At 72.9% G+C, this 12507-nt stretch carries 10 protein-coding genes; 6 read left to right on the top strand and 4 right to left on the bottom strand.

Annotation, left to right across the window (positions count from 1 at the left end; translation table 11 throughout):
- Positions 1–118 precede the first annotated feature (118 nt).
- Both AC3IYI_RS03655 and AC3IYI_RS03650 read left to right on the top strand, forming a co-directional pair.
- The gene (locus AC3IYI_RS03655) at positions 119–2254 is read left to right on the top strand and encodes an AIPR family protein (protein WP_489408829.1); all 2136 of its coding nucleotides are present in this window, start codon (positions 119–121) and stop codon (positions 2252–2254) included.
- Complete coding sequence (locus AC3IYI_RS03650) at positions 2247–3608, top strand: serine/threonine-protein kinase (protein WP_489408828.1); 1362 nt, start codon at positions 2247–2249, stop codon at positions 3606–3608. The genes AC3IYI_RS03655 and AC3IYI_RS03650 overlap by 8 nt, the downstream gene beginning before the upstream one ends.
- 34 nt (positions 3609–3642) lie before the next feature.
- On the opposite strand, the gene AC3IYI_RS03645 is transcribed toward AC3IYI_RS03650, so the two are convergent.
- Positions 3643–4461 carry a hypothetical protein gene (locus AC3IYI_RS03645; RefSeq protein WP_489408827.1) on the bottom strand — a complete coding sequence of 273 codons (819 nt, stop codon included), beginning with the start codon at positions 4459–4461 and terminating at the stop codon, positions 3643–3645.
- Between the two features lie 83 nt (positions 4462–4544).
- Positions 4545–5285, bottom strand: coding sequence for an SDR family NAD(P)-dependent oxidoreductase (locus tag AC3IYI_RS03640; RefSeq protein WP_489408826.1), 741 nt, complete (start codon positions 5283–5285; stop codon positions 4545–4547).
- 172 nt (positions 5286–5457) lie between these two features.
- Here AC3IYI_RS03640 and AC3IYI_RS03635 point away from each other — a divergent pair, with 172 nt between their 5' ends.
- The 3 genes from AC3IYI_RS03635 to AC3IYI_RS03625 are packed head-to-tail and all read left to right on the top strand — an operon-like array spanning position 5458 to position 10106.
- On the top strand, positions 5458–6366 hold the full coding sequence (locus AC3IYI_RS03635; protein ID WP_489408825.1) for an oxygenase MpaB family protein: 909 nt from the start codon (positions 5458–5460) through the stop codon (positions 6364–6366).
- Positions 6367–6393: 27 nt separating this feature from the next.
- On the top strand, positions 6394–8535 hold the full coding sequence (locus AC3IYI_RS03630) for a serine/threonine-protein kinase (protein ID WP_489408824.1): 2142 nt from the start codon (positions 6394–6396) through the stop codon (positions 8533–8535).
- Positions 8532–10106, top strand: coding sequence for a phytoene desaturase family protein (locus AC3IYI_RS03625; protein WP_489408823.1), 1575 nt, complete (start codon positions 8532–8534; stop codon positions 10104–10106). Before AC3IYI_RS03630 ends, AC3IYI_RS03625 begins: the two co-directional genes overlap by 4 nt.
- Before the next feature lie 17 nt (positions 10107–10123).
- Here AC3IYI_RS03625 and AC3IYI_RS03620 read toward each other — a convergent pair whose 3' ends face one another.
- Both AC3IYI_RS03620 and AC3IYI_RS03615 read right to left on the bottom strand, forming a co-directional pair.
- Complete coding sequence (locus tag AC3IYI_RS03620) at positions 10124–10567, bottom strand: nitroreductase family deazaflavin-dependent oxidoreductase (protein WP_489408822.1); 444 nt, start codon at positions 10565–10567, stop codon at positions 10124–10126.
- 81 nt (positions 10568–10648) lie between these two features.
- Entirely contained in the window at positions 10649–11830 is a 1182-nt protein-coding gene (locus AC3IYI_RS03615; RefSeq protein WP_489408821.1) for an FAD-dependent monooxygenase, read from the bottom strand.
- Positions 11831–11909: 79 nt separating this feature from the next.
- On the opposite strand from AC3IYI_RS03615, the gene AC3IYI_RS03610 reads away from it, so the two are divergent.
- Entirely contained in the window at positions 11910–12506 is a 597-nt protein-coding gene (locus AC3IYI_RS03610; protein WP_489408820.1) for a TetR/AcrR family transcriptional regulator, read from the top strand.
- Position 12507: the final 1 nt, after the last annotated feature.

Raw genomic sequence — 12507 nt, 5'->3', positions numbered from 1 at the left:
GCTGATGAATGTGGAACTCCCGTGACCCCGTTCGCGTCTTCGCTCGTATAGTTCTGGGACGCGAGCGGGCGGAGGTGGGGAAGTGGCGCCGGAAAACTCCCCGGAGGGTGCCGCACCCTTGCAGGTACGACAGATCCGCCAGGCGCTCGTCAGCGAGTTCGACGGCCTGATTCCGACGGGTGACGTCGAGCGGACCGGCGCCCACCGCGATCCCACGTTTCTGAACCGCGCCTTGGCCGCGAAGGCCGTGCGGATCCTCACCAACTGCAGTGCGCGGGAAGCAGCCGCCACCGTGACCGACGGGTTCGATGACTTCGGTATCGACGCCGTGGCCGTCTCCTCCGCCACCGGCGAGCTCTGGCTGGTTCAGTCCAAGTGGAGCGACCAGGGCGCCGCCCGGTTCGGGTCCACCGACACCAGCAGGCTCGTCAGCGCCTTCCGCGCCTTGGACAACGGGCAGTTCGACCGCTTCGACCCCCGGATCCAGGCTCACGCCGATGCGGTTCACCGGGTACTCGCCCATCCGCAGCCCCGGGTCCATCTCGTGGCGGCGGTCATGGGCCCGGCGAGGCCCACGGTGAGTTCCCTGCAGCTGATGCGCGAGGAGTCCGCCGATCTGGGCACCATCTCGGATTTGAGGGTGCTGGCGAGCAGCGACCTGTACGCCGCGATCCGGCGGGATCTGGCTCCGCACCCGTTGACGGTGGCCGTGACCTTCGCCGACGGCTGGTACGGGCAGGACCTGCCGTACGCCGCTTACGTCGGAACGGTCTCGGCCGAGGAAATCGCCCACTGGTACGAGCTGCACGGCGGGGACCTCTTCGCCGCCAACGTGCGCCGTTCGCTGGGGCGATCATCGGTCAACACGACGATGGACGCCAGCCTGGCAGAGAGCCCCGGCCACTTCTGGTACCTGAACAACGGCATCACCCTCCTGTGCGATTCGGCTTCGGCCGAGTACTTCGGCCCGCGGACTCGCGGGGCGCCGATGCGCCTGACCCTCATCGGAGCAGGGATCGTCAACGGTGCCCAGACCGCGGCCTCGCTGTACCGGGCCTTCGCGGACGATGCGAAGGCGCTCACGGAGGCCAAGGTCATGGTGCGGGTCATCGTTGCCGGGGAGGCTCCGGCGGGGTTCGCCGGTGCGGTCACCATTGCCACCAACACCCAGAACCACGTGGAACCGCGGGACTTCATCGCGCTGGATCCGGTGCAGGCACTCATCCGCGATGACTTCCGGCTCACCTTGGACAAGGACTACACCGTCCAGCGCGGTGACCTCGCACCGGCCCCCGAGGCGGGCTGCACGGTACTGGAAGCGGCCACCGCATTGGCCTGCGCCCATCCCGACGTGCGCATGGCCGCATCCACCCGTGCCTCCACCGACTTCCTGTGGCAGAGGTCCCCGGAGGGCGGATATACACAGCTCTTCGCCGAACCCCCCGGCGCCGTGCAGATCTGGCGTTCCGTGCAGCTCCTGCGCGCCGTGCAACAGGCTCTTCACGACCTCGCCGCCGCCTTGACGGGCCGGGCGGCGGTGATCGCCGAAAGTGGTGTGCTGCTGATCGCACACATCGTGTTCCAGTGCGTGGACACCGAGGCGATCGATGACCCGGACGCGGACTGGCAGCCCGTGCCGGCAGGGACCTCGGAACTGACCGCCCGGGTCCTGATCCACCTCGTTGCCGAGGTCGACATACAGTTCGGGCCGCGCAGCTTCGTTTCGCGGACCTTCACGCAGACTCCGGCCTGCCGGACCCTGACCGCGGGCGTCATGGCCGCGATGAGCGGGGAACATCACCGCCCCGACCTCGCGACGTACGTTCAACGCCCCGTGTCGCAGCGGACGAGGCGCCCCAGCAGTGTGCGCCTCCTCGTGGATCAGCGCCGATTGCCGGACGGTACCCAGCTCATGTACCACCCCGGGCGCCGGGAGGACGAGGCGATCGGGGACTGGCTGAACGCCGATCCGAACCGGTTCATGGCCACCTGGACGAATGACGTGGCCAAACCCCTGCGGTGGGAGGCCGATGGGGTGCGCTACTCCCTCAACGGGCTGGTCATGAAGATGTGGCGGCACGCCGCCTGGGACGGTGCTCCCGTCGCCGTCAACGCGGCCACGCAGTGGGGGCTGCCCGGTGGCCCCACCTTGAACGAGCTCGCCGAGGAGATCTGGCAGGCGAGTCAGGTGGAAGGGTCCCACGCGGACGGGACCCGCGGGGCGGCCCGGGAGGACGGCGCGAGCGGTGCCTGATCTGCGGGTCGTAGCCAAACGCTACGAGCTGCGGGAGGCGCTCGACTCAGGCGGCATGGGTCAGGTCTGGCGCGCCAATGACCGGATCCTGGGACGCGATGTCGCCGTGAAGCTCATCCTCGACAACCTTGCCGTGCGCGGTGAGGGTGAGGCCGTCATGGAGCGCTTCCGGCGGGAGGTACGAGTGACCGCCCAGCTGCGCCATGCCAACATCCCCCAGGTTTACGACGCCTTCCTGGATGGTGCCGCCGACCGCATGTTCATGGTGATGGAGCTCGTACAGGGAGACTCCCTAAGGGACTTGCTCAGCGCCTCCCGCGGATTGCCTACCGCGTGGGTGGTGTGCCTGGCCCTGCACGTGTGTGCCGCGCTGGACCACGCACACGAGGTACCGGTCGTCCATCGCGACATCAAGCCCGAGAACATCATGATCGCGCCCGACGGGGCGGTGAAGGTCTTGGACTTCGGCATCGCCATGGTGCTGGGTACCGACGCGCCCTCCCGCCTGACCAAGCGCGAGCACCTCGTCGGAAGTCCGCACTACATGGCCCCAGAGCAGTTCGATGCGGGCCACATCACACCCCGGACCGATCTGTACGCGCTCGGTGTGGTTCTGTACGAGCTCCTGGCGGGCGAGCCACCCTTCGACGGTGGCAACGTGGTCAACCTCATCTACGCACACGCCTTCCTGGAGCCTGCCTCCGTGCGCAGTATCCGTCCGGACGTCGACGCGCGACTTGACCTCCTGATCTCGAATCTGTTGGCCAAGCGCCCGGATGAACGACCCGGCAGCGCCCGCCACGTGATCGAGGAGTTGCTGCTGCACCTGCCGGACCAGCACCCCGGCTACGTGGCCTTCCCGGGGCTGCCGTCCCTGGCCGTACCCCCCGTCCTGCTTCCCGGTACCAGCGTGCCCCGGCGAGCTGACCGGCTGTCCGCCGCCCAGGCTCTCTTCGACGCGGGTGAATTGAGGGCGGCGCTGCTGTCCTACGAAGCCCTGGCCGGCGAACTCGCGCGGCTCGGCGAGGAGTCGGGGCACGACGTGCGGACCTGTCGCATCCAGGCCGCCCGCTGTCGCATCGGACTGGGGGAACATCAGCGTGCCCTGAGGGAGCTCCAGAGCGAACTGTCCCAACTGCGCGAGCAGCGGGCGGACACGGACACCTTGGCCCTGCACATCCGGCTGGAGGTCGGGCTGTTGCTCCGTGACGTGCACCGGTTCGGCGAGGCCGCCCGGGAATTGAGCAGTCTGTACAACGATCTGATGCACGCGCAGGGGCCGGACGCTGACTTGGTGGACCGGGTCCGCCAGGCCCTGATCGGCATTCGCCGCCGACCGCCGAGCGGCCGTTGATCTGTGCGGCTCCGAGACGTCCCGGCAGAGCGAACTAGCCTGCGGCGGTGACCGTTGCGGCGTGCCGGGCTTCCGTCGCGGCGATCACCCGCTGCCGGGCCAGCCGCCGGGCCTGCCTGAGCTTCATGTCGGCCAGCAGGAGGGGCGCGTACCAGACCCAGCCCCACATGCTTCGGGACAGCGTCCCGCTCAGCACCAGCGCATTGTTGGTGACCATGACCAGCACGAAAGTGGCGACGTACGCGGCCACCCGGTGACGGACCATGAGGCGCAGCGGTGCCCGCCAGGGGCCGGCCAGCAGTTCCAGTGCGGCGGCCACCTCGGCGGCCCGCAGGTCCTCGGGATGGGCGGGCGCAGCCGTGCCGCCCTGCTCCAGCGCCTCCGCGACATCGGAGCTGTGGGAGGTCAGAGCCGCCCGCTCGTCCCGCGCTTCGGCGGTCTTCTCGCGGAAGTCCTGCCAGTAGCCCCGCCCGGCCCAGCCGACCGCGGCCTCCACCTGGGCCGCCTCGGGGGACCCGGGCGGCGCCAGTTCGGCGATCCGTTCCTTGAGCCGGTCCGCCTGCTTGGCGCGCCAGGGGTACGTCCACCCGTCGGCCCGCAGGCACAGTTCCAGGTACGAGACGAGCAGTCCGAGGTCGTCGGGCCACTGGGCGAGTCCGGCCTCGTAGGCCTTCTCCGCCTCGGTGTCGTGGTCGTCCTCGTCCTCTTTGGCGTGCGCGAGGCCGAGCCACCGGTAGAGCACCGGATCGGGTCCGAGCTCGGACAGGCCGGATTCGGCCAGGCTGCGGACCTTGGAGAAACCGCCCACCGCGAAGAGTTCCTCGCAGCGTACGGCGTAGTCGTCGTGTGTCATCGTTCCCGCCCCAGTCGATCAGTAGGGTCACTTTCAGCCAAGTGAACCCGCTGGTCAAGAGAGGGCGGCGGCGGCCCCGCGGCTCAGACCTGGCCGGCTCCGCCGTCCACGAACAGTTCGATCCCGGTGATGAAGCTGCTCTCCCGCGAGGCCAGGAACAGGGCCGCCGCGGCCACCTCCTCGGGGCGTCCGGCCCGGCCGAGCGGCACTCCGGAGGTCGCCCGCTCGCGTACGTGCGCCGGGGCGCCGGCCAGGGCCGGGGTGTCGATCGGGCCCGGGCTGAGGGTGTTGACCCGGATGGAGCGCCCCGCGAGCTCCAGTGCCAGGCTGCGCGCGAGGGACCGTACGGCCGCCTTCGTGGCGGCGTACACCCCGTACCGCGTGGACGCCGAGGAGCCGGCGGCCGAGCCCAGCAGGATGACCGAGGCGCCGTCGCGCAGCAGCGGCAGGGCCCGTTGGACGGTGAAGAAGGCACCCCGGAAGTTGAGGTCCGCGGTGGCGTCGAACTGCTCCTCGGTGAACTCGGCGAGAGCGCCGGGCGGGCCGCCGCCCGCGTTCACGACCAGCACGTCGACGGCCTCGCAGCCCGCGGCCGCGACCGCCGCGTAGAGCCGGTCCAGGTCCGCGACGCGGGACGCGTCACCGCGGACGGCCACCGCGCCCGGGCCCAGGTCGCGGACCGCCGCGGCGAGTTCCTCCGGCCGCCTGCCGGTGACGAAGACCCGGGCGCCCTCCTGGACGAAGCGCCGGGCCGTCGCCAGGCCGATGCCGGACGAACCGCCCGTGACGACGGCGACCTTTCCTTCGAGCTGTCCCGTACGCATGACCGTGCCTCCGCGTCCCGAGGGGAGGCGGGTGCGGTCCGCCGGCGAGAAAGCCTAGGCGGCGTACGGGCGTGCGTGCGGACGTTCGGTGGAATGCTGGAAGGGCGAACAGAGCGCACGGGGTCCGACCCGCCCAGGTGCACCGGGGCGAGCGACAGGGCAGGAGCCGGACATGGACGAGATCGCGGGCCCCGATCCGGGGCTCTACGGCCCCGGCTCCGTGACCTGGCAGTGCCACGGCGACCCGGTCATGTGGATCGCGGGGGTCCGCGCGCTCTACCTCCAGGCCCTGCACCCGCGTGCGGTCCGCGGGGTCATGGAGAACAGCTCCGCCTTCAGCGGGGAGAACGGCGGCGGCGACGCCTGGGGACGCCTGCTGCGCACCGCCGACTTCGTCGGCACCGTCACCTACGGCACCACCGAGGCCGCCGAACGGGCCGGCGCCCGCGTCCGCAAGATCCACACCATGCTGTCGGCGACCGATCCGGCCACCGGCGCACGGTTCCGCGTGGACGAGCCCGAGCTGCTGCTCTGGATCCACTGCGCCCAGATCGACAGCTTCCTGCACGTCCTGCGCCGCTCCGGGGTCCCGCTCAGCGCCGCCCAGGCGGACCGCTACGTGGCGGAGAACCGCGTCAACGCCCGCCTCGTCGGGCTCGACCCGTCCGGGGTACCTGAGGACACCGCGGCCCTGGCCGCCTACTTCGAGCGGATCCGCCCCGAACTCGCCGCCGGCCCCGACGCCCGCGCCGTCGACGCCTTCCTGTGCGCCCCGCCCATCCACCCCCTCCTCGTCCCTGGCCGAAACCTGGTGTGGCGCCCGCTCGCCGCCCTCGCCTACGGATCCCTCCCCGGCTGGGCACACCAGCTGTACGGCCGCCCCGCACCGGCCCCGCGCAGCGTCACCCGCCGCCTGCGTCTCACCGGTAGCCTGCTGCGCAGCATTCCCGCAGGTCTGCGCTGGCAGCTGCCTCCAGGTCACATCTTGAAAGCGATGCGCCGCATGGGCCCCGGGAGCCGCCCCGCGCCGTACACACTGCGTACATCAGCGGCCATACTGGACCGGCCGGGGAGGGCGTAGCACGACACACGGGGGCGGCTTCAAGACATGACGGAGTCCAGACTGATCCAGGGCCGGTACCGGTCGCTCGACCTCATCGGTCGCGGCGGCATGGGCGAGGTGTGGCGTGCCCGCGACGAGTCGCTGGGCCGGCAGGTCGCCGTCAAGTGCCTGAAGCCCATCGGGCCCGAGCAGGACACCCACTTCACCCAGGTGCTGCGCGAGCGCTTCCGCCGCGAGGCGCGGGTCGCCGCCTCCCTCCAGCACCGGGGCGTCACCGTCGTCCACGACTTCGGCGACGACAGCGCGGCCGGCGGTCCCCTCTACCTCGTCATGGAGCTCCTCGAGGGCCGCAACCTCAGCCAGCTCCTGGAGGACAACGACGCGCGCCCGCTCCCCGTGGACGTGGTCGTCGACATCGCCGAGCAGATGGCGGCCGCCCTCGGCTACACGCACGAGCAGGGAGTCGTCCACCGCGACCTGAAGCCCGCCAACATCATGCGGCTCACCGACGGCACGGTGAAGATCTGCGACTTCGGCATCGCCCGGCTGGCCGCCGACATCGGCTTCACCGCGAAACTGACCGGCGGCGGGATCGCCATGGGCACCCCGCACTACATGTCGCCCGAGCAGATCGCCGGCGGCGAGGTCGACCACCGCAGCGACCTCTACTCCCTCGGCTGCGTCCTGTACGAGATCGCCACCGGAGCCCCGCCCTTCGACCTCGGCGACTCCTGGTCCGTGCTGGTCGGCCACCGCGACACCGCGCCCGTGCCGCCGCGCGAGCACCGCCCCGAACTGCCCGCCTCCTTCGAGCGGCTGGTGCTCGACCTGCTCGCCAAATGCCCCGAGGACCGGCCGGGCGACGCCCACCACCTGCACCGCCAGCTCGTCGAGGCCCGGCTCGGCCCCGGCGCCGCGACCGGAGCGCACCCGCCGCTGCCCGAGTGGGCGGACGGGATGACCGCCGGACGCAAGGCCGGCATCGAGGCCCGCCCCGCCAGCGGGGAGTGGGCCGTCCTCACCGGTTCCTGGACCGCCGCGCGAGCCGGCGGCGAGCACCCGGGCGGCGAGCACCCGACGGCCGCCGGAGCCGCCCCTGCTGCCACCGGCCCCGTCCCCCGGGCCACGCCGACCGTCGTACGCCCCCGTCCGTCCGAGGACCCCCGGCTCACCGCCGCCTACGGGTTCCCGCGCGGCCCCGGCCCCGCCGCGGATCCTCGGCGGGGCGTGGCCGCGCTCGACGCCGGCCACACGCGGGCCTTCGCCCTCAGCCGGGCCGGCCGTACCGAGGAGGCCCTCGCCGGGTACGCGGCCGTCGCCGAAGGACGCGCCCGGGTGCTCGGAGCCGACCACCCGGACACCCTCGCCGCGCGGCAGGAGGCGGCGTACGAGACGGGCCTGCTCGGCCGCCACCAGGAGGCGTACGAGGGCTACCGCGCGGTGCTCGCCGCCCGCGAGCGGACCGTGGGCCGGATCCACCCCGACACCCTGCGCTGCCGGCACAACCTGGCCTGCGCGCTGGGCGCCCTCGGCCGCTTCTCCGAGGCCCACGCCGCCGCCGCCGAGGTGGCCGCCGACCGGGCGGCCGTCCTGGGGGCGGAGCACGCGGACACCCTGCTGACCCGGTACGAGGTGGCGTACGCGCTGGGCCGCCTGGAACGCTGGGAGGAGGCCCTGGAGGCCTTCCGGCAGATCGCGGCCGTACGGGAGCGCGTGCTCGGCCGTGACCACCCCGACACGCTCGCCGCGCGCTACGAGGCCGGGATCGCGCTCGGCCGGACCGGGCGCTCGGCCCAGGCCCTGGAGCTGTTCCGGGACCTGGTCCGCGACCGCACCCGCGCCTACGGGGCCGCCGACCCGGAGACGCTGCGGGCCCGGCACGTCCTCGGAGTGAACCTCGGGCGCTTGGAACGCTGGGAGGAAGCGGTGGCCGAAGCCCGGGAGGTGGGCGAGGCGCGGGCCCGCACGCTGGGCGCCGAACACCCCGACACCCTGGTCAGCCGCCGCGAACTCGCCGTGGGACTGGGCCGGCTGGGCCACTGGGACCAGGCGCTGCCCGTCTACCGGGAACTCTCCGGCATCCGCGAGCGGTCGCTGGGCGACGGCCATCCGGACACGGTCGCCGCCCACGCCGACGAAGCGCACTGTCTGGAGCGGCTGGGGCAGGTGTGTTACCAAGAGCCATGACGACCTCGCGGGGCTTCGGGCACGACGTGTACGACGCGGTGATCGTGGGCGGGGGCCACAACGGCCTCGTCGCCGCCGCCTACCTGGCCCGGGCCGGCCGATCGGTCCTGGTCCTGGAGCGGCTGGGCCGCACCGGCGGGGCCGCCGTGTCCACCCGGCCGTTCCCGGGCGTCGACGCCCGCCTGTCCCGGTACTCCTACCTGGTCTCGCTGCTCCCCGAGAAGATCGTGCGCGAGCTGGGGCTGGACTTCGAGGTGCGCAGGCGCACGGTCTCCTCGTACACCCCCGTCGAGCGCGCCGGACGCCCCGGCGGCCTGCTGGTCGGCGGCGGCGAGGCACGCACCCGGGAGTCCTTCGCGCGGCTGACCGGCTCGGAGCGGGAGTACGAGAACTGGCGCGCCTTCTACGGGACCACCGGGCGGGCCGCGGAGCGCCTCTTCCCGACGCTGACCGAGCCGCTGCCCACGCGCGCGGAGCTGCGGGCGCGGCTGGATGACGAGGCGGCCTGGCGGATGCTGTTCGAGGAGCCGATCGGACGGGCCGTCGAGCGGGAGTTCGCCGACGACCTGGTGCGCGGGGTCGTCCTCACCGACGCGCTGATCGGCACCTTCGCCGACGCCCACGACCCGGGCCTGGCCCAGAACCGCTGCTTCCTCTACCACGTCATCGGAGGCGGCACCGGCGACTGGGACGTACCGGTCGGCGGCATGGGCGCGCTCACCGACGCCCTGGCGGCGTCCGCGCTGGCGGCCGGGGCGCAGATCGCCACCGGGCACGAGGCGCTGCGCATCGACACGGACGGCACGACCGCCCCGGCCGAGGTGACCTTCCGCACGGCGACGGGCGAGGGGCGGGTCGCCGGCCGGGTGGTGCTCGTCAACGCCTCGCCGCGGGCGCTGGCCGAACTGCTGGGGGAGGAACCGGCGCACCCGGCCCCCGAGGGGGCCCAGCTCAAGGTCAACATGCTGCTGCGCCGCCTGCCCCGGCTGCGGGACACCTCGGTGGACCCGCGCGAGGCCTTCGGGGGCACCTTCCACATCGCGGAGGGGTACGAACAGCTCGCCCGGGCCCACGCGGAGGCCGCCGCCGGCGAACTGCCCTCCGTACCGCCCTCGGAGATCTACTGCCACTCGCTGACGGACCCGACGATCCTGGGGCCCGAGCTGGCGGAACAGGGCTACCAGACCCTGACCCTCTTCGGACTGCACACCCCGGCGCGGCTGTTCGGGCACGACAACCAGGGGGCGCGGGAGGTGCTGCTCGCCGCCACCCTCGCCCAGCTCGACGCCCACCTGGCCGAACCGATCACCGACTGCCTGGCCTTCGACGCCGACGGCCGCCCGTGCATCGAGGCCAAGACCCCGCTCGACCTGGAGCGCGAACTGCGCCTGCCCGGCGGGCACATCTTCCACCGGGACCTGTCCTGGCCCTACTCCGAGGAGGGCGGCGGCCGCTGGGGCGTGGAGACCGCCCACCGCAATGTGCTGCTGTGCGGCGCGGGGGCGGTCCGCGGCGGCGGCGTCAGCGGGGTCCCCGGCCACAACGCGGCGATGGCGGTGCTGGGGCACTGACGCGCCCCGGCGCCCTGTCAGCCGACGGGGTCGATCACGACGATCGGGATCTCCCGGCTGGTCTTGGTCTGGTACTCGTCGTACGAGGGCCAGTGCTTCACCATCAGCGGCCAGAACCCGGCACGCTCCTCGGAGGTCGCGGTCCGCGCGACGCCCTGGACCACCTTCGGGCCGACCTGCACCCGGACCTCGGGGTGTTCGGTGAGGTTCCGGTACCAGAGCGGGTCCGCGGGGTCGCCGCCCTTGGAGGCGACGATGAGGTAACGGCCGTCGTCCTCGCCGTAGATGAGCGGGGTCCGCACCGGCTTCCCGGACTTGCGGCCGATGGTGGTAAGCAGCAGGGTCTGGGTGTTGTTCCAGTACTGCCCCTCGGTCCCGCCCGAACCGACGTAGAGCTTGACGTGATCCAGGGTCCAGCCGGGCTTGGGGTCGATCGGGTTGTCCCAGTCGATGTCGGTCATATGGACTCGCCTGCCTTCGTGTTGAACGGTCAACGAACCACAACAACGAGCGCCGACGCCACAGGGCACGGTCCTTTCGGCCTAGGTCGTCTCTTTCGGAAGCGCGAACCCGTCGAAGAGGTCGTCCAGGGCGCGCCGCGCGGCGCGGGCCGGGGTGGCACGGACGGCGAGGTCGCGGGCGGCCACAGCGAGGGGGTGCGTGAGGGCGGCGACCCGGCCCGCGCGGCGGGAGCGGATGCGCAGGGCGTCGGTGCGGGCGCAGCGGGCCGCGCTGTAGGCGGCCAGGGCGGCCGGCACGTCGGGCCCCTCCAGCAGGTGCGCGAGGACGGCGGCGTCCTCGACGGCCTGGCACCCGCCCTGACCGAGGTTGGGGGTCATGGCGTGCGCCGCGTCACCGAGCCACGCCAGCCGGCCCTGGTGGAAGACGGGGAGAGGGGCGGCGAGGTCGTACAGGTCGTGCTGGAGCACGGCCGCCGGATCGATCCGCTCCAGCAGGGCGGGGATCGGATCGTGCCAGGTGCCGTAGCGGCGCAGGAGTTCGGCGCGGACGTCGGCGGGCCGGTAGCCCTCGGGGACGACCGCGGTGGCGTACAGGTAGACGCGGCCGTCGGCGAGCGGTACGACGCCGAAGCGCTCCCCGCGGCCCCAGGTTTCTGCGGCGGCGTGCACGGGCGGGCCGCCGGCGGCGAGGACGGTCCGCCAGGCGGTCTCCCCGCTGTAGTGCAGGCCGGGATGGGCCGGGAAGTACTGGCGGCGGATCGGGCTGTGGATGCCGTCGGCGGCGATGACGACGTCGGCGGTGAGGGCCTCGGCGGTCAGAGCGCCGGCCGAGGTGTGGACGACCGGATGGCCGTCCGCGTCGTCCGCGCCGTCGACGGCGGTCACGGTCGTGCCGTACCGGAGGGCGCCCTCGGGGAGTGCGGCGGTCAGAGCGGCCGCGAGGGCCGGGCGGTGCACGGCGAGCGGGGGCCGGCCGTACCGGGCGGTCAGCGCGGCGCCGTCGGCGCGGCTGAGGCAGCGGCCGCCGGGGCGGCGCAGGTCCATCGCGGCGGGGACGGCGTGCCCCGCCGCGCGGGTGGCGTCGAAGCCGATGGCATCGAAGGCGCGCAGGGCGTTGGGGGCGAGGACGATTCCCGCGCCGACGGCGGACGGCCCCGTCGCGCGTTCGCAGACCGTGACGTCCCACCCGCGAGCGTGCAGGGCCACCGCCACGGCGAGTCCGCCGATCCCGGCACCTGCGATCACCGCACGACGTCGAGTCATGACAGTCCCTTCCCCGTTCCCCATGCCCTCTACAGCTGTAGAGGGCATGGGCGTCACTCTACACTTGTAGAGTGGGGGTATGCACTCCTCCGAGCGCGGAAACGACCGCAGAACCCTGATCGCGGACAGCGCGATCGACCTCGTGGCCTCCGCCGGGCTGCGGGGCCTGACCCACCGGGCGGTCGACGGCGCGGCCGGGCTTCCGGCGGGCAGCACCTCGTACTACTTCCGTACGAGGACGGCGCTGATCGGCGCCTGCTACGCGCGGCTGGCCGAACTGGACCTCGGAGACTTCGACGGGGACGCCGCACCCTCCGCCTCCCCGATGGACCGCGACGCCGTTGCCGCGGCGCTCGCCGCGCTGCTGTACCGATGGCTGACCTCGGGGCGTTCCCGGCAACTGGCCCGATTCGAGCTGAGCCTGGAGGCCGCGCGGAATCCGGAGCTGGCGACGGAACTGCACCGGGCCGGCCAGGGCTCGCGGGACCGGGCCGCCGGGATCCTCGCGGCACTCGGCGCGGCCCGGCCGGGCGAGTCCGCCGAACTCCTGGTCGCGTGGGCCGACGGACTCCTCTACGACCGGCTCGCGGGCGCGCTCGCCCGCACCCGCCCCGCACCGCGGCTGGACGAACTGACGGCCGTGACCCGCAGGATGATCGACGCGGCCCTCGCCTAGG

This window comes from Streptomyces sp. GL_148 (genome assembly GCF_057834205.1).
Note: the sequence above shows the minus strand (reverse complement) of the source record. Positions and strands in the feature narration are given on the sequence as shown.